16 protein-coding genes are annotated in these 18,623 nt (G+C 34.9%); 3 read left to right on the plus strand and 13 right to left on the minus strand.

Annotation, left to right across the window (positions count from 1 at the left end):
- Positions 1–205 precede the first annotated feature (205 nt).
- Positions 206–385, plus strand: a complete 180-nt coding sequence (locus tag JOC33_RS18250) for a hypothetical protein (RefSeq protein WP_205093990.1) — start codon at positions 206–208, stop codon at positions 383–385.
- Between the two features lie 441 nt (positions 386–826).
- Here the strand turns inward: JOC33_RS18250 and JOC33_RS18255 are convergent, their stop codons facing one another.
- Positions 827–1,654, minus strand: coding sequence for an ABC transporter permease (locus tag JOC33_RS18255; RefSeq protein ID WP_205093991.1), 828 nt, complete (start codon positions 1,652–1,654; stop codon positions 827–829).
- Positions 1,651–2,622 carry an ATP-binding cassette domain-containing protein gene (locus JOC33_RS18260; protein WP_338054556.1) on the minus strand — a complete coding sequence of 324 codons (972 nt, stop codon included), beginning with the start codon at positions 2,620–2,622 and terminating at the stop codon, positions 1,651–1,653. Before JOC33_RS18260 ends, JOC33_RS18255 begins: the two co-directional genes overlap by 4 nt.
- Before the next feature lie 427 nt (positions 2,623–3,049).
- On the opposite strand from JOC33_RS18260, the gene JOC33_RS20745 reads away from it, so the two are divergent.
- Complete coding sequence (locus JOC33_RS20745) at positions 3,050–3,538, plus strand: CBO0543 family protein (protein WP_420825726.1); 489 nt, start codon at positions 3,050–3,052, stop codon at positions 3,536–3,538.
- A gap of 671 nt (positions 3,539–4,209) precedes the next feature.
- Here JOC33_RS20745 and JOC33_RS18265 read toward each other — a convergent pair.
- From JOC33_RS18265 to JOC33_RS18275, 3 genes are read right to left on the minus strand one after another with little or no spacing between them, the layout of a single operon-like run.
- The gene (locus tag JOC33_RS18265) at positions 4,210–4,602 is read right to left on the minus strand and encodes a TIR domain-containing protein (protein ID WP_205093993.1); all 393 of its coding nucleotides are present in this window, start codon (positions 4,600–4,602) and stop codon (positions 4,210–4,212) included.
- A gap of 4 nt (positions 4,603–4,606) precedes the next feature.
- Positions 4,607–5,014 (minus strand): DUF4231 domain-containing protein, encoded by a 408-nt coding sequence (locus JOC33_RS18270; RefSeq protein ID WP_205093994.1) that lies wholly within the window; start codon positions 5,012–5,014, stop codon positions 4,607–4,609.
- Positions 5,015–5,038: 24 nt separating this feature from the next.
- Positions 5,039–6,403, minus strand: coding sequence for a TRAFs-binding domain-containing protein (locus tag JOC33_RS18275; RefSeq protein ID WP_205093995.1), 1,365 nt, complete (start codon positions 6,401–6,403; stop codon positions 5,039–5,041).
- Between the two features lie 135 nt (positions 6,404–6,538).
- Between JOC33_RS18275 and JOC33_RS18280 the strand changes: the two genes are divergently transcribed.
- Positions 6,539–7,090: a toll/interleukin-1 receptor domain-containing protein gene (locus JOC33_RS18280; RefSeq protein ID WP_205093996.1), complete on the plus strand. Its 552-nt coding sequence runs from the start codon at positions 6,539–6,541 to the stop codon at positions 7,088–7,090.
- 317 nt (positions 7,091–7,407) lie between these two features.
- Here JOC33_RS18280 and JOC33_RS18285 read toward each other — a convergent pair whose 3' ends face one another.
- The 8 genes from JOC33_RS18285 to JOC33_RS18320 form a co-directional block, all read right to left on the minus strand.
- Complete coding sequence (locus JOC33_RS18285; protein ID WP_338054557.1) at positions 7,408–10,578, minus strand: DEAD/DEAH box helicase family protein; 3,171 nt, start codon at positions 10,576–10,578, stop codon at positions 7,408–7,410.
- Positions 10,579–10,591: 13 nt separating this feature from the next.
- Entirely contained in the window at positions 10,592–13,696 is a 3,105-nt protein-coding gene (locus tag JOC33_RS18290; protein WP_205093997.1) for a site-specific DNA-methyltransferase, read from the minus strand.
- A gap of 231 nt (positions 13,697–13,927) precedes the next feature.
- Positions 13,928–14,863, minus strand: coding sequence for a toprim domain-containing protein (locus JOC33_RS18295; RefSeq protein ID WP_205093998.1), 936 nt, complete (start codon positions 14,861–14,863; stop codon positions 13,928–13,930).
- A 59-nt stretch (positions 14,864–14,922) separates the two neighbouring features.
- On the minus strand, positions 14,923–16,416 hold the full coding sequence (locus JOC33_RS18300; protein ID WP_205093999.1) for an ImmA/IrrE family metallo-endopeptidase: 1,494 nt from the start codon (positions 16,414–16,416) through the stop codon (positions 14,923–14,925).
- Positions 16,403–16,684: a hypothetical protein gene (locus tag JOC33_RS18305; protein ID WP_205094000.1), complete on the minus strand. Its 282-nt coding sequence runs from the start codon at positions 16,682–16,684 to the stop codon at positions 16,403–16,405. The genes JOC33_RS18300 and JOC33_RS18305 overlap by 14 nt, the downstream gene beginning before the upstream one ends.
- A gap of 60 nt (positions 16,685–16,744) precedes the next feature.
- Entirely contained in the window at positions 16,745–17,152 is a 408-nt protein-coding gene (locus tag JOC33_RS18310; protein ID WP_205094001.1) for a hypothetical protein, read from the minus strand.
- A 9-nt stretch (positions 17,153–17,161) separates the two neighbouring features.
- On the minus strand, positions 17,162–18,325 hold the full coding sequence (mobP2, locus tag JOC33_RS18315) for a MobP2 family relaxase (protein WP_205094002.1): 1,164 nt from the start codon (positions 18,323–18,325) through the stop codon (positions 17,162–17,164).
- Positions 18,318–18,578 carry a hypothetical protein gene (locus JOC33_RS18320; RefSeq protein ID WP_205094003.1) on the minus strand — a complete coding sequence of 87 codons (261 nt, stop codon included), beginning with the start codon at positions 18,576–18,578 and terminating at the stop codon, positions 18,318–18,320. The genes mobP2 and JOC33_RS18320 overlap by 8 nt, the downstream gene beginning before the upstream one ends.
- Between the last annotated feature and the right edge of the window lie 45 nt (positions 18,579–18,623).

The following is an 18,623-nucleotide window of genomic DNA, read 5'->3' on the forward strand; positions in this document are numbered from 1 at the left end:
GCTCATTTCCTATTAAGACTATACTTTCTTGTATGATCAGTACTCTATTTTTAGAAAATAGAATATCTTCCTAGCTTTTCTCCATGGATAACCAGCATTTTTCACTTATTTCCTTAGACTTCAGTTTATAATTAGGCTAAAATAACTTTGAGTATTTCATAAGTTTCATAGAATATATTTTGACCAAACTTATAGGAGGGCTAACATGAGTAACTACCAAGTAGGGCAATATATACTGAATAGATGTACAAATTGCTTCCACAAAGAAATGAAAATTATTAAAGTTATAGAAAAGAATTTTAACGAAAAAGTAACGTATGTTCTTTGGACTAAATGCCCTGTGTGCGGGGCCAAGGACAATGAACTTGTACCAGAAAATAAATAAATCTTACAATGAAAACCTACACCTATATCACCAACAAAACTAAAGAGGACGATTCCGAGAAAGTTAGGAAATTACACGGAAACGCCCTTAAACTAAATTAAATTGTTACTTTTTCGTGGCATTTTAAGGGGCTTGGGTGGTGTAATGTTAGAAAGGATCTGTTTCGATTTATCCCATTATGCCGCCCATTCACTCGGCTAATTAATAGGACAATAATAAGATCCGCGGAACCTATTATTACAAGGTTTCCGTTAACAAATAAATTTATTAACCAAAATAAGTTTTATTACTTTAGTCACAAAAAACATCCCCTAGATTCAGAATTTAAGAAATGGTTCTTTAAAAAAAGCAGCGTTTCCTTTTAGAGGAAACGCTGCTTTTACTTTTGCTTTAATTTTCAGCATTTTAAAATGGGTTAGACTAATGCAATAAACTGGGAAACTACTTCTTATTTCTATATAGATACATCGTAAGCGGAGCAAAAATAATCAGAAATACAGCCGAAGAGAGGAATACCCAGCCGATGGCTTCAACTGTTACATTTCCGTGCATAAAGCCTCTTACAGCATCAACCAGCAGGGAAATAGGGTTCACATCGACAAATCCCTCCAGCCAGGATGGTAACGTCTGCGGATCGACAAATACATTACTGACAAAAGTGAGTGGAAAGAGCACCATAAAGCTGACCATCATCAAAGACTTCTCAGACCTCATAATGATCCCAAGCGTCGTCCAAACCCACGATAAGCAGAAACAAAAAATCAAAATCATGCCGATGGCCCCGATGACACCAAGAAAGCCTCCTTCAGGACGAAAACCCAGGATAAAACCGAGCGTAAGCATAATAATTGAGGCTCCGGAGTAACGGATCATATCTACTAATAAGGCCCCAACAAGGGCAGAAGGAAGCCATATCGGAAGCGTTCGAAAACGGTCGAAAATCCCTTTACGTATATCATTATTCAAATCTATTCCCGTATACATTGTAATTTGGGAGACCGTCATCACGAGAATACCCGGCAGGAGAAATTGTAAGTATTCACTCGTAGAACCAGCGATGGCTCCGCCAAAAAGGTAGGTAAACATAAGCAGAAAAATGATAGGAAACACCGTCACATCAAACAGCTGCTCTGGCACATGTTTTATCCTAAGTAACGCTCTTGATGAAAAGGTTAAAGAAGTAGTCAGTGCGGACGGACGTTCAGGTCGCTTCCGGGAGGTAATAGCTTGGCGCAATTGCTCTTCCTTAATGACATTTGGCTGGCTCATTTCTTCTCCTCCTTCTCTTCCGTTTTCTCTCCTGTTAAAGTTAGGAAAACTTCATCAAGGCTCGGTTTTCCTAAGGAAAAATCACTTACTGGTATATTTTCATTTGTTAGGTCCCCTAAAGCTTTAGCAACAAGAGAAGCATTCCCTACTTGAGCAGATAAGGAGCCTCCCTCAGGCAATGAATGTATAGGGGTCTGAAGCTTCTCCTGAAGAATGGCCATCGCTTTCTCTTGATGATCTGAATTCTCCAGCTGCACGTGCAGCGTTCCAGCCCCGACCGAAGCTTTCAGTTCTCTGCTCGTACCCTCTGCAATAATTTTCCCGTGGTTGATTACCGCAATTCTATCCGCCAGCTGGTCAGCTTCTTCCAAGTATTGCGTTGTTAATAAAACGGTTGTTCCTGCCTTAACAAGAGTTCTGACAATTTCCCAAACCTGGTTTCGACTGCGGGGATCAAGTCCTGTTGTAGGTTCATCCAGAAAAAGAAGATCCGGGGTAGAAATAAGGCTTGCCGCAATATCAATCCGGCGTCGCATTCCTCCAGAATAATTTTTCACTTGTTTTTTAGCTGCTTCCCCGAGACCAAAAGCAACAAGCAGTTCTTTGGCCCGCTCTTTTGCTTCCTTCCGGGAATAGCCGGCCAACTTTGAAAGAATAACGAGGTTTTCCACACCGGTTAAATCCTCATCTATGGAAGCATACTGCCCTGTTAAACTAATGCGCTCCCGGACCTTCCCTGCCTCTGAAACAATATCATGATCGAAAATGTGAGCTTCTCCTCCATCTGGCTGCAGCAATGTGGCAAGCATACGAATCGTTGTCGTCTTACCCGCTCCATTAGGCCCCAGAAACCCGTAGACCATCCCTTTTGGAATCGAAAGATCGACACCGTCCACCGCACGTTGATCCCCGAATACTTTGACAAGTCCTTTAGCTTCTATAGCATATTCATTCGTCACTTTGTTCACCCTCTGCTTTTTTTTACAAACAAATTTCAAGTGATTGTGTTTCGTAATACCTACGTCTACAATTAGAGTTTGCGAAGTTATTAAAGCAAGCTTCGTATTTTAATTATAATTCATTTCGGGGCCTGCTGGTATATGAATATGTCCTTAGTGCCGGCCAGCTACAGGACATATTCATATACCAGGAGGTATTTTTTTGGTGAAATACGATATTTTTTCATAACCGGAATGCTGTCTGATAGTAAAAAAGCGATTGCTCTTATTGAACAAACGCCCCCAATAGGTTAAGACTTGAAATCAAGATAACCCCAAAAATTGGTATAAAATTACATATAATGCACATAAATAACTCTACTATAAAAATGGGGTGAATAAAATTTTTTTCAATTTTATTTTGGGGTTTATTATTCCTTGGTCAATTGCTATTCTAATGTGTCGTCGCGTTCCGGTGTTATTTTTAACGGTTGCTCCTTTTATATCCTTTATATCAATAACCTGTAATCAAATCGGAATGGAAATGGGATTTTGGACCCTTTATCCTCAGACATATTTATTAATTCTCAACTCTATCAATATCGATCTAGGTTTTAATCCAGCATCTGGTCTGATATTTACTTACATGATTTACTTTCGGAAATGGAGACGATGGATCGTGTACCTGGGATTTATATTATTTTTAAACGGGGCAGAAATGACAGCTCTGTTTTTTGATAAAGTGACGTACAATCATGGATGGAATATGTCCTATACTTTTATTACTTATGTAATAGGGTTGATAATTTTTGATTTTTATTTCACCTTATTAAAAAAATTAATTCATCGCTTCCCTTATAATTACAATCATTATCTCGAAATCGAGTCTTCAACTAACCTATACTTGAAGACTCAGTTTCGATATGATCGTCCAAAAAGTTGTTAGGAGTGATTAACAAGTTGAATAACTGCTACCATTAAAAGAAAAGCCTCTCAAGAGTATATATACACTTGAAAGGCGTGTAATAAATATAGTATACGATTTTTAAACAAGTCACATTGTTTCAAACCCTATGTTGAAAGGGTCTTGGTCGCTATCACATCATGCCGCCCATGGATTCATCCAAATAAATAGCTAAGAATAATGACTAAATAATTGGAACTTGGCAAATTTTTAAAGGCTTTATCTACTTGGATATATATATAAATTTATTAACATATGAGTAGTAGTATGCCAAAAAGTATGTCATCTTCCATTAAAGAATTGCTGATATTTCAATGCCAAGATAAATCGAGTGCTAATGTAAATTAATGAAATTGTTTTCCTTATATTGTTTAGTAAAATCACTTGCAAATTCATATATAAACCGCCTATGTTCGAGTAGGTGAATTAAAAGATTCTTTTCGTTATTATTTTGGTTTGAAATCGTCCTAGATCCATTTTTCCAAATTCCTATGTGATTAAAGAGATCAAAAAAGAGGCCAATAATAAGTTCTCAAACTTAGTAAAGACCTCTCTGATGACATTAGATAATCCATTAATTAAATAACAAAGTTTTGAGAGAGTTCTATTTTACTTCTCAATTCGAAAGGGTTTTATAAAAGCATATACTACTATTAAGTTAAAACATTTTCGATTGCAATTTTTGTAAAACTCCTAGCCCATTTAGCTCCTTTATTATATAAGCCTTCAGGTGGCTTATTCGAATTTGATATTTTTACCGCTGCAAATTCGAGACCGAGCTCTTCTGCTTTATCAATTTCCCAATTACACCATTCACTTTCATGAGTTTCTTCTCCTACTAAAACAATAATTTTATCGCAAGTATTCATTCTTCTAGATATAGCTCTTCTAATAGCTCCACGATCAGTGGAATTTACTGAAACATCCGTGGATCCGTCCTCAAAATTTATGGTATTAAAATGTTCGGCATCATTAGTAGACCAAGCCTTTAACATGTTTTTATAGGTTTTATCATTATCATAATCATAACTGATAAATACTTTCATTGGATCAATCTCCTTTATCTGAATTCAAGTTAGCCCAATTAATATTCTCTTTTGAAATAATACTTTCCACTCTTTCAACTAAGAAGGAAAGAGTACTTTCAGAGGAGTAAACCCCGGAATTAGTTAAATACATAAATTTTTCCTGTTTAAGAAATTCGCAAATGCTTCGATATTCTATCCAATTTTCTTGATACTTAGCTAATGAAAGCCAGCCTTCTATAAAGGCTATTCCTCCACCTAAAATTGATATAATTAAAGTATTGGGAATTCCAGCAATGACTGGTATAGATGCGGCAAAGCAAATTTCTAATAACTTAAGAAATTTATACCTTTTTTGATATTTATTACTTTTCCTGTCGTACCATTTAATTTGATCTTCCAGCCGTTGGATTAAATATTCTTCTTCGGTCATTTCTTACATTCACCTAAAACTGGACTAAAGCATATTTTTTTGTTGTTTCAATTCCTCTAATATCTGATCAATCTCGGAAGTACACTTGTTAGACTCTTGTCTCTTGAACTTAATTTTTTCTAAGTTTTTTAAAGTAGTTTCATAAGTCCAACTAGGCGATTCCATAATCAACATATTCTCCAAAGCCCTTTGAGCAAATGCCCAATCTTCATTTATAGATGCAAGCTCTAACACAGTTGCTACTTCCCAGTAATTCCTTGAATTAAGCCCACCTCTCCTAGTAACAGCAAATGTGACTGGAGAAATCAATTCCTCTACTATCTGGATATCATCATTTAAATAAGCAAGAGTAACTGCATTAATGCCTGGATAAAAATCTCGTGGGTCTGCTTGAAATCCCTCATAATAAACTTTAATCGCTTTTTTCAAATATGCTTTAGCTTTTGTTGAATTTGATTCTTTATTTTCTTCATACTTATCCTTATAAATTCTTCCTAATATACCACTAGACTCAGGAGAGGCACCATATTGATTGATTACCTCTTCAATAATTCCTATAGCTTTTGTCCGATCTCCTGGATTATTTCTTCTATTTAAAGCAAAGGCATATTGTTCTCTTATAGTAGAAGAAGAGTCTTTTATTTCTCTAGGAATTTTTTCATATAACATAACCATTTCTTGATAACATTTAACATCACGGTAAGAAAGAAGCAAGTCTAACACCAGTTCCAAAGGGGTGCTCTTAATATCTCCAAGCGAATTTTCAATAGCTAAAAGTTCATTCTTGGCCTTCTCATTATCTGTATAAGATCTAATCGTTCTCATATCTTCTTGTAGGTCGCTTATATTTTGAACTCTATCTCTAAAGCTCTCAGTGACATCATGTGGTAAATCAATTCCTGGAAATTCAGAAATTAATTGAAATAAAGGGCTGTCCTTTGCTTCCAAGTCTTCTTTAGCTTCGCCTAATAACTTTTTTAAGTTAGTCTTAAAGTCCTCTTTTGTTTCTTCATCTAATTTTCCTTCTTTTAGCTGATAGGGTAACCCTCTTATTGGCTTTAGATCAAATGGCAGTTGGGTATCATTAGAAAATATAAGTATGGTTGAGCGTGGTTTAGCACAATGTCTTACACCTAACTCATAGAAAACATTTGGATTAGGTATAGTTAGATCCGCTATAACAATCTCAGCAAGTAAAAGTCTTTCAAACATAGGAAGATGTATAATCCCCCCCATTCGTTCTTCATCAGCTCTTATTAACTCTACGTTTTCAGCATCTGCTGCCGGCTTAATTACATCTTCATATATTTGATCAAAATCAATTTCAACTGCGCGGCCTCCATCACTTTTCTTACCAAATGGCATCGCCACAAATAATAAAGGTTTCATGTATATCACCTCCAATTTAAGTTTAAGAATCATTCTTACTCTCTTTGGTTTCGATACATAATGACATTATACCTTCAAAAAAGATAAAATATGGTAAATTAATAGAGTATAGCTTTTTTACGGCAAAGGAGAATTATGATGACAGGTATAAATTTCGCAAACAAATCGCATTTTGCTTTCGGAAATAAATACAAGGAAAAAGACAAGTGTATATTTATATCTTATAAGAAGGAGGATGTAAATGAAGCAGTTAAAATAGGAGATTTTATTATGGAAAATGATATAGATATATACCTAGATATTTTTGATCATGATCTAAAAAATGCTGCTAAGGATGAAAATCATGAACTAATCACAAAACACCTTGAAGATGGAATTTCAAAATCAACTCATTTACTATCAATTATTTCCGAAAAAACTAGAAGTTCTTGGTGGGTCCCATATGAAATTGGATACAGCAAAGGAAGTAAAATAAATATTGCATCACTATTGTTAAAAGATTTTGATGATACTAATATCCCTTCTTACCTTAAGATATCTAGAATAATTTATGACAAACGTGGTTTTGAGCAATATCTAAATGAAGCTCTAGTAGATTATTATTGCTTATTTGAAAAATATTCTAACGAAAATAATTCCTTTATAAGTAATGTAAATAAACTAAAAGACATACTTAAATCAACTTAACATCTTTTACACTTTTACTAATTGTTAAATCAGGAGATTCAAAGAAGTCAGCACAAACGTAACATGTGCTGACTTCTAAATGCAATATCGCTCACTTATTCGGACATCACATTGAGATATTACATACAAACCTTTCATGACAAGGTTTATTGATCATTATTACACCATGCCGCCCATTCTCTGTTTAGTCTAAATAGATGAATATGAAAGTCGAAAAGCTTAAATTCAGGCAATTTACCTTATGACTTCAAAGTTTTATGATAAATGAGTAATCAGATTAATTATATAGAATCCAGTCAAAATCCAGTCATCATTTGTTACCCTAATATTCTTTGCATCATTTTATCAATATACGTGTCTCTATCGTCATATTGGAATAATATATGACGATTCTCCATTTCCGTTTTGGAAAATGTGTATCCTGTGTTGATTAAGTCATGATAATTGGTGTTTGAGATTATAAAAGAATTTAGTACAACAGAAGAATCATTGAGCTTATGTTCCAAATCCTTAATTGCAAAGTAAAACTCAAGCTTCGGGTCTGTAATGGAAAGATTTCTAATCCCTTTTGGATCCGCAAAGGTGATGTACTGTTTACCTTTGTATATTATCCAGATAATAAAATCCGGGTAAAATCCTCCTGCCTCAAAAAAACCAATCCCACGACCTCTTGATTGATTTCGTAAAACATATATTTGTTTATCATCAAAATAATTCTTGTTGTATTCGTAGTAACTCTTCAAATCTTTAAGAAAAACATACTCGTCTTTATTTAAAGCTACTGGTTTTATTTCAAGTGTTGATGTTTTACCTTCATATGTGATAAGAGGCTCGTAAAGATGTTGATCTAATAAGAAAGCTTTTAAATCTCCAAAATAAAGGTTTTTAACTTTCTTTCTCTCTAAGGCAGCTTTAAATTTTTTCAGTTCTTCTATCAGACTGCTTTGTTCTTCTTTATCAAGGAATAATTGGTATTCACTTAAGAAATTTTTGTCATCTTCTTTTAGATCATAATACTCCATATGAGGAGCTTCCCAAGATTTTTTTTCCTCTATATAGTACTTTTCACAATATTTTTTCAATAGAACTACAGCTATCTCTTCCCATTTTCTAACATCAGTAAAACTATAAAACTCAAGTTCTCTATCAGGGATTTGAAGAATGTACCAGGTATCATCTGTTAACAGTTCGATTATTTGTTCTTTCGTTATTAACATGTTGTACCAAGAACGTTCCTTAATAAACTTTTGCAACTCAAAGTAAATGTGGTCCATATCAATAAAAGCTAAGTGAAACGGTTTAAAGGTTGCATTGTTCAATGTTGCTAATTGAGTTTCTCTTACCTTACCTGATACTTCACCGCTTTCTTTCAATTGAATTTTTGGGTACCAATTCACTATTATTTTTTTGTTTGAAGGAGTTGGTTTATTTGGTTTTATTAGATCAAGCTTTGGCCCTTGTTTTTTAAAATTCATTCCTTCCTTAAGTCTTATAGACTTTAATTTCAAATTTCTTTTTTTATAGTTCTTTATAACCGGTAATGTTATCTCTTCAAATTCCACATCAGTTTTTATACCTTCTTCTTCTAAATATTCTTTAAATTGCTGCATATAATCTGCTCGAATACCGAAGATATTTAAAGTTTCAATGTATTTTAAGTAACTAATATTTGTTACATTCGGAGCCTGTTCTTTTATAGCAGTGCTTCTCTTCAGAGTAAAATCAAAACCCTTTAATCGAACACCTCTTCCAAACAATTGAATAATTTGAGAACCTTCACTTCTCCCCATATTCATTAGTCCCATTGTACTAACTCGCCAGCTACTCCATCCTTCAGTAAACTTCTTAGAACCAATAAGTAAATTTATTGTTGATAATTTATTATTAATGGTGTGAAAATATGATTCAGCAAAATCCCTTTCAGTAGCTATTAGCTCAGGATAATCCTCACATAACTTCCATAATTGAGAAGCATCACCTACATTAATTACACCAAACGGCGTACTATCTCCAAGTCTAAGTGCTAATTCACTATCTTGTCCTTTTAATTTTTCTACTTTTAAAGTGGCTTTAGCAACTTTGGAGTTAAATAACACTTTCAATACGTCTTCGTATATTTCTTTTGAAGACATCTCTAGGGAAGATAAGTAAGGAAAAGAATTTCTGAATATTTCCTGGCCTTTACCATCAAGCAAACCTGGTTTACCACTAAGTAAAAATTGAATATACCTTGTACTTTCATTATCTTCTTTAATAAAACGTGCAATAAATAAAAGAACATCTGTAACGTCCGATACTTTTTTGCCTTTTTGTGTACGAACTGCGTTTACACTGCCTCCAACAAAGACCCACAACGGCTTTTCTATTAAGAAAGGCTTATAAGATAATTCATTGTCATAGTATATTTTTAGCTGTTGATAAAAAGACATTAAGCAAGCTGTTAAATATAATTGTCGAACGTTTTCATTGCTCTCGTCTTCTAAGTTTAAAATTTGATATTCCTTTCCATAACCATCCGCATGAAAATAACGATATGAATAATCAAACAAAATACACTTAGAATATTCATCAATAAGTTGTTTCTTCTTTGCAACGGCTTGACCAAAAGTAGCTGAATACTCAAAAGCAAATCCATTTTCGCTTAACTCTTGTCGCTTTCTCTTCCACTCATCACCGCTAGAACCACGATGACCTTCGTCAACTAATACTAGATTCTTTCCTTCAAATGAGCTAATAGCAACAGTTTTTTCTCCCATATCATCCTTTAATTTATGAATGTCAATAACAGAAATCTCTTTCCCTCTAAATAAACCATTTTGATTTTTGTTAAATAATGAGGATTGAAGACCTGAGAGTTCAAACTCTCGAACATGTTGTTTTGACAAGTCTTCACTAGGAGTGAGTAGAATAATATGCTCTAACTCACTTTGCCTATAGTTTTTGTGAAAATAATGTAGATATTGTTTTATATTAACATGCATTATCAAGGTTTTCCCTGAACCTGTCGCATTCCAAAATGCAAGCTTTTTTAAATCCTCTATTTTGTAAAAGGATATTTGATCCTTTTTAGGTAAATCTTTATTTACCATGTTTAATGTGTCATTTAAATCTTCAAGAAGTTGTTCTTGCTGGTTGAAATACTTATCTAAATATACTTCTGTAAAAAGCAGAGAGAGATATTGAAAGTATTTCCACTTAATTTGCTTCTCTCGCTTTTCGCTTATTTCAAAGGTAAAGCGAACTATATTTTCATCATATTGTCTTAGCATCTCTCTTGTTAGATACTTGTTATCAGACAAGCGTGAAGCAATGTGCTTATAGAAGCGCGAAACGTTATCTATATCTAATTCTTCTAATGAGGAATCTTTCATATCCTTTGTTAGATCTTCGAAGTCTTTCGCTCCAAAAAGATCTAGCATATATTTATTAAGGATTAGTTGGTTACTAATATACGCCTTCTTTGAAGAAGTTCTTTTTGATACATTCACTTTTCATCACCCCCTATACATCTTGACTATCAAACATTAACCGTTTAAATTCTTTTTCAATGAGAATTACTTTCCAATTATCCTTTTCTGATTTAAGAGTTTCTAAATTGTTATCTCCATTAACATATATTTTATCAATGTTGGAGTTAAGTGAACCATAGCCTTCCTCTTCGAAAAAAACTTCTAAGTCTTCATTTTCAGATTCCAGCAAATTTCGCCATATAACCAATGCTTTTTCTCCCGAATTCAAATAACCATCTATCACTTGAAAACCTCTCTTATAATCGATTTGATTAATATTTAAGCCAAGTAGATAATTAAAAGTCTCAATTAAGTCAATAGGTTGTGTCTTACTCTCTAAACCATTGCTTATCTGCAATTTATAGTTAAATGGATCTTTGAACTCATCAATATCTATTAATGTCGCACTACCCTCAGACTCCACATCTAACATATAAGATAGAAAATAATCTTCTTTTGCACCTTCGTGCATATTATTTTGAAGTGCCAATTCTTGCTGTGAAGTTCGCTGCAATTCAATATTATTTAGAGAGTCTTCATATGATTCTAACCGTATGTACTTAAACATGTGACTAGATCCTAGGCGTGATACAGGTTTACCATTCTTCCAATCCTTGGAATATACCACTTTTTGAATTCTAGGTTTTGTTACTGAATCGAAGTATTCTCCCATTTCAACAAGAATGTACTTTCTATTACCACTATCTTCTCTGTTTAGATTTATTACCGCGTGACCTGTAGTACCAGATCCTGCAAAAAAATCTAAAACTAAGTCATCTGAAGAAGCACCAATTTGGATAAAATCCTCTACTGCGAATATGCTTTTAGGATAATCAAATTCATTTCCTGGTATGATATTCTTTAATATATTTGTGCCTTTTGTGGAAGCATCAAACCGTTCTCCATACCATAGTGATTTAGGTAAGACAGTATTATTAGCAAAGTCTTTATGGTAAATCGTAGGTGCTTCATTACCTGTCACAAAGAAAATATCTTTTTCACATCCCTCTTTACATCTATCGTAACCCCAACGCCATCTACCTAGTCTCCCATCTTGACGTATAGGAAAGATCAAATCTAATCCATCCTTTTTATATTTAGCAATTAAATCCTCAATATAGTCATCATCAAAATTACTACCATCATAGATTTTTTCATATTCATCACGATCAATTATTGAAACATGATCATCTATAGGGTTGTAAATAAAAGGAAAATACATATATGGACGATCCTCTCGAAAAGGCGCTGTCCCCCTTCTCCTTAGCGGAAGCTCTCTATATCTTTTTTCACCTTTTCCTCCCTTTGGATACTTATCCTTTAACTCTTCATCTGAAAGTTTTAACCGGTTCAAAGATATTTTATCCCTATTATTTGCATAGAGTAGAGTATATTCATGGGCATCTGATACAAAAGCCTGTTCTCTTCCTTTAGGATTATGCATAATTGCAATATTAGAAATATGGTTTTCATCTTTGAAAATTTGATTCATTACCCCTTGAAGCCTAAAGAATTCTGCATCGTCAATTGCTATTTCAAATACACCATTGTCACTTAGCAAGCTCTTACCGAATTTCACTCGGTCGTATATCATAGAAAGCCATGAAGAATGTTTGTAACTATTCTTATATATTATTTCAGAGGCTGAAGTATTAAAAGGTGGGTCGACATATATACACTTAATCTGTTTATTATACTTCTCATGAATCAAATTCATTGCTTGGAAATTTTCACTATGAATAAGAGTGCCATCAATGTGACTATCTAGATTATTGTAGTGACTTAAAAGCTTATATTTAAACGATTTTTCGTAGAATTTGGTATCTATCATTAAATATTGGTTATTCTTTAAGAATTCTATTGTTAATGGCTCACTATAGCCAACTGACGTTAAATCACCAACAATTTCATCTATAGAAAACAACCTTATCCATTCATCAACTTGATCTTTATTATTAATAATTTCCACATAAAATTCCTCTGGAACTTTGTCTAGTGTAATACAGTAGTTTGTCTCTACAACAAATTTCTTCTTAAGCCACAGTTTTTTTTGAAAGTCCTCAATTTGTGCAAGAAAACTTATAATTTTTCCACCGATTGACTTTATAACTTTCACTTTGGAAAGATACTGTTCAAATCGCTTCTCATTATCTGTATCTATGTCATCTAAGTGCATAATCTCATTTTTAATGTAAAAGTCTAATTCTCTTCTTAAAAATGCCCCTAAATCTTTATGGATAAAATAATCAAATGTATTTCTGGCTGTGTAATCGTTCAAGTGTTTTTCCAACAAAGTACGTTGTGGGTTCTTTTCTGTTGGAGACAACTCTTTTAATTCATTAACCCATTCATAATATCCACTAGAATTAAAAATTTGATCAATTGTATCTAAGTTTATTTTCTCTCGTCTTCTTCTTTTTTCATCTGGTTTGTACTCAAACCTAATATAGAGCTCTCCATTTTCTTCAATAACGGGGAAATCTTGCACTAATATGAAATGTCGCTCATTATCTTTTTGGGCTTTGTTGTTATTTCGTTCAGTTTCAGCTTCAATTATTTTAAAATGCACCTTTTTACCAGAAGGTAGCTTGAATGCATAATCACGAAAATATTCAGATGATTTCACATAATACTGATCTGCATTTGCCCAATGAAGCTTAACTTCTTCACCTTCATATGGAATAGCATAAACATCTTTTTTAAAACGACGTAATGAAAGGAAATCACCTTCGTGATAATAACGCTTGAAAAAATTTGCCAAATCCGAATAAACCTCATTCTCTAAAGAAGAAATATCAATTCCTTTATTCACTCTTTCGTTAAGGGATTGATACTTTTCGGAGCTCTCTTTAGCCACACCCATATCTGATAATTGTTGCTCCAGTCTTCTCATTTCTTGTTTTAAAGTATTAATGTCTGCATCTCTATATTTCTCAAAAGCTTGTTTAACCTGTGGTACTAATTGGTAGTTAAAAAAACGTGTAATCTCTTCACGTTTTTGGTTCATGATACGATATGTACCAAAATCAAGATCGGATTGGTCAAATTGAAACATTTCTTCTAAAGTTTTAATAAACTTACTTAATTGAGTACTCATTCTTATACCCCCGGTTTAAATATAAATGATATAAAATTTACTATTTTCAATTATTATTTTAATGGATATACCATTATGAAAAATACAAGTAAAAACCTATTATATTGGACTGACATAGCATACACTACTCCATCAGTACATACTTGTTCAACATAATTATGGTATCATACAAATTTAAAAAACACTGCACATAATATTTGCCTATCGCTCTATTGATATCCAAAAATAAGATTACCCCCCATTATATCCTCTAGACTTATGGTCATCATGAGTTCTTACCCTATTAACCTTTATAAGGTCTATATTCCAATCATTGTTGATAGGGAAATCGATTCTAGATAAATTACTAGGTAACAACTCATGGTATTTCTCACCAAACTCACGTCCAGCCTTATCATTATCCGTACAGAAAGTTATGTGATTCACCTTATGGCCTTCCTTCCCCATCCGTTTTATTTCATCAATCATGGTCTGACGCTTTAGTCCAGACATGGAAACTAAGCGAGTATCTTGTAGCTTTTCTTTCTTAATACTCCAATAAGAAAGTGCATCAATGGGACTCTCAAAAAGATAAATAGAATTCGGCTTACCGATATCAACGGAAAAACCACTCGAACCATGGCTGTTTCTATCAATACCTTTAAACATACGACCATCTTTCATCGAAGAAGTACCTTGTCGATCTGCACCTACCACCTCTCCTTGCTGCTTCCACTTAAACACTACATTCCCGAGCTTATCCTGCGCTATTAAATCTTTATTATCAAGCCAATTAACAATCCTAGGATGAATCTTCCGTTCTTTCGTAAGATAATCTTTAGCTTTTGTCTTATTGTTCACTTCATAATGAGAAGGATATTGATAAGGCTCCTTAGGCTTTTGCTCTTGTACGTTATCCTTGACTCTGTAACCTTGCGCATTCAGATCGAGAACAGCTTCCGGGAAGCTCATCCCATAAAACATCTTGGCAAAGTTTATGACTCCAGCTCCTTTTTCGTCTCTGGAGTTCCATGCATACATTTGGTCTTTAATTACTAAGCTGTCATGCACTTGATGTCGGTAGTATCTTCCCTCTCTTTTCAAAGGCTCTCCTTTACGTTGAAGATAATCTATGAGATCTACATTACGAGCAACCTCCACTTGGTCCGCGCATACATGTTTGGCCATGCAGCACTTCCTCCTCTCTAAATTTTGATATAAAAAAAGACAGGGAGAAACCTCCCTGCCTAGCGTTCAACCTCTATCTTTTCTTTTTGATTTTCCTTCTCCTGAAAAGCCTCCTTACTCCCCTTTCCATTCTTCATTTCCAAAGTGGTGCTTTCTTTTTCTTTCTCCTCATGGAACTCTCGATCCAACTTACTTTCAATTTGCGATAGTCGTTGCTCTCCGCGATCCGTTAATGGCAGTTCTTTCAATTCTTGAAGAGATTCCTTTTTGAGTTGATAAACTTCTTCTTTACTATGATTCTCTTGAAAATCACGCATCTTATTTAAACGTTCTTGCCTGTCAGTGCTTTCTTCTTTATCTAATTCTTTTCCGACGGTTGGTTCAATAAAGTTCATGAGCTCCTTTTTATAAGCATCTTTGAAATCTTGGTGGGAATACTCCTCTTTTGGCTTTTCTTCCTTACTAAATGGTCCGCTATCCCTCTCAGACTTGCTCACTTGGCTTCTGTACATATCCCGAAGTTTTTCTGAAGGTAACTTCTCCCTTTCTTGATTCTCCTCTTCTACCTCATTATTTTGTTCTTTAGCATCCATACTTTTCTCCCCTTCCTTTTCTTGTTCCATTGATTTTTCAATGGTCATAATGAATTCTTTAGCTGTTGACTGAACTTCTTGTAATAGCTTTTCATGGTCTTTAAATTCATGATCCTTGGTCCAGTGGTGCAGATAATCCAATGAGTAGTCACTGGTATCAATGTTGAAATAAGATGCAACGGTATAAGCTGTCATTTCTGCTTGAAATTCTTTCTCTGGTTTAGTGTAGTCATTCATGTCTTCCTTTGCATGAAGCTTGGCATGAGTTAGTTCATGTAACAGCGTCTTTGTGTCCTGACGCTCCGAGTTACGCGGATTTAAGGCCACTTCTCCTCGGCCGGTATAGCTCACTCCTTTGGCTGCCCCTAATTCTTCATAAGGCTCTACAATTCGAATGTTATTTTTCTCGGCTATAGCCTCCATCCCTTTTCGAAGCTGACTATAGTTTTCAACCTTTCCATCTATCCATTTGTTAGGAAAGATCTGGGGTATATCTTTTTGAGTAGCTGATGTTTGCGAAACATCGAATACACTTCCTGTAGAATAAACAAGACGGCCATCTCGTTTGTCGAGTTGACCGTCTTTAACTAATTGCTTTTCTTTTTTCGTCGCATACTTTAAAGGTTTCCATTCACCCTCTTCATTTTGAAATTGCTGACTTAATCGATTGGGCACGAGAATTTTTAAACTTTTCTCTCCTTTGTTTACGGAAAATCCTTTTTCTTTCCAGAATGCGTAGGAACCTACAGCTTCAGCACCTGGAAACTGGGAATCGATTAACGCTGTATTGCGTGGGGAATATCGGTGGAACTTCCCCATAAAGTTTAGATACTCCTTCATTTGTTCAGGAGAATGAAAGTGATTGGAAATGCTCTTCTCCATGCCTTCCGTCAAATGATTAATCTCTTCTTTCACCTTTTCAGGCGATTTCCTCTTATAAGATCGTTTAGTCTTCGCCATGACATTCAGCTCCCTCACTGATGTTCATGAGCTCTTCCATTTCCTCTTCATCGTAGTTTGGTTGGGTATCCAGAATCAGTTCCTTTGTTGATTTATTAAAAGGAATGAGCAAGTTTTCTTGATTCATTAAATGCTGCTCAAGATCGACCATTTCTTTATCATTCAATGTCAGGCTATATTCCTCTTGGCCCACTTCCATTATAAGCTCGTTATTATCGCTTAAACGCTTGAATACGCCTACCTCATAATTGCTGCTAAACAAGAACATCCGTTCATCTCCTTAATTGATAATTCCTCAAGAATACTATTAGATTGATGCTAATTGTGTCTATGTTGCGCTTATTCTCTTCTGACGCTGATTACTGATTCTTTCTTCTACTGCTTGTCTCGCATCCTTCATCGCTTGGCTCTCGAAGATCGGTGTCGTAACACAGCTTTCTAAGTTTTGATCCATTGCAAAACCATTCATTAATTCCAGAAGTATCTGCGTATTTTTATCACTTTGATTTGCTGCTAACCGTAACCGTTTCATCTCTTCTGAAAACACTTCTTGAAATCGATGGGCCATCAAACTCAAGAGGTATTCTTGAGAATGGTCCTTCGATTGCTGAACTTCCCATTCCTCAATCATACGGTCTAAAGCTTCACCAGGATAACGAATATGATGCTTTTCCTGATACTCGTTGATTAACGCTATCGTTTCTTCATGCAGCGTGACATTTTGACGTCGTCTCATACATTTCCCCTACCTTTCCCTTTCGATTTCTCGTTCCAATTTCTGATGATCCAAGTCATTGATAAACTGGTCATAGGTTTGCCCCATCGAACGTTGAATGCTTCTCAAAGAACGTTGTAATTGAATACCTGAAGGCATGGATTTATAAGGGGCATTCGTGTGTGTGGTTTGTCTAGGATACTGCTGGTGATCGTACCGTTTCATTTCTTGCAAGAAAGCATTGCCCATTCGTTTATAGAGATCATCCAACTTGTTTTGTTTGTAATGTTGATATCGCTTCTTATCTTTAGGTCCATCCCCATAAGCACGTTTTAATTCGTTCACTTCTTGATCCAATTTATCATGCAGCTGCTTCATATCTTTGCCATGATTCTTATCTAAATACCTTGTCGTTAATTCATCAATCTTTGGTCGAAGAGGATTCAACGTTTGATAGCCATAGTGCCACTGTCGCTTATCCTTAGGTAAGTGATTATACACTTCCAGGAACAAAGGTTTCATCTCCCGATTGCTCCATTTCATGCTGCTATTATCTTTCTTCCGATTCACCATGTGTTCACGAATCAAAGCGTTTATTTGATTTCGTTCTTGGGTTCGATCTAACAATCCATTGACCACTTCACTTTTCATCGCGTCTAACGTTTTCGGTTTTCGCTTTCCACGATCCCGAGTTGGATTTGGTTCGACCGTCGCTACATGAATATGAATGTTATCGGTGTTATAGTGGATCGCCGCCGACCAGATAGCGCTTTCTTGTAACCCTTCTTTTTTCATCATCGCCTGCATGGATTTTCTTGTCACTTGCTTCAAAGTATCTTCATCTAAGGTGTGCGTTTTTGAATCATAAACGCCTCGATTTTGAAGCCAATCATTATCAAATGTAATAACATCTTGCCACATGATACTATTCTTCTTTTGAGCCTGCTCAAACAATGATTTAATGCCCTGTTTTCCTTCCACCGATAAACGATCCGACTGCTGAGTAAACAAGGCAGATGTTTTATCCGGATCGTCCATATAGTGATTATATAAACTAAACATGGACCGATGAACTTCCCCTTTTCCTTTTGCTTCTTCACGATCGACGTACTGTACATAATCTTGGAATCCTTTTTTATTGGCTGTCACAAATTTTGTTTTTAAGACTACTCCCGGAGTCACAGTTTCATTCATACTCCTCACCTGGTTCATCAAAATGTAAGAACTCATTCATTTCTCGAATTGCTGTATAACAATGAGCCATCGTTTGGATGTTTCGATCGACTAACTGCTGCAGTCTTTGTTCACGATTGTTCTCTTCTCGAAAGACAGCTAACTGTTGCAACTGAGCATGTAAAAACTCTTGCCGACTTAACCCTTTTTCTTCCGCAAGTTCATCAATTCGTTGAACGGTTTTCGGATCCATATAACGAATTCTTATTTCCATTACAATCACTCCTTTTGATAAAGTCTCTAAAACTAGTGAATAAAG

Source organism: Thalassobacillus pellis (assembly GCF_016908295.1).
Taxonomy (GTDB): Bacteria; Bacillota; Bacilli; order Bacillales; family Halobacillaceae; genus Thalassobacillus; species Thalassobacillus pellis.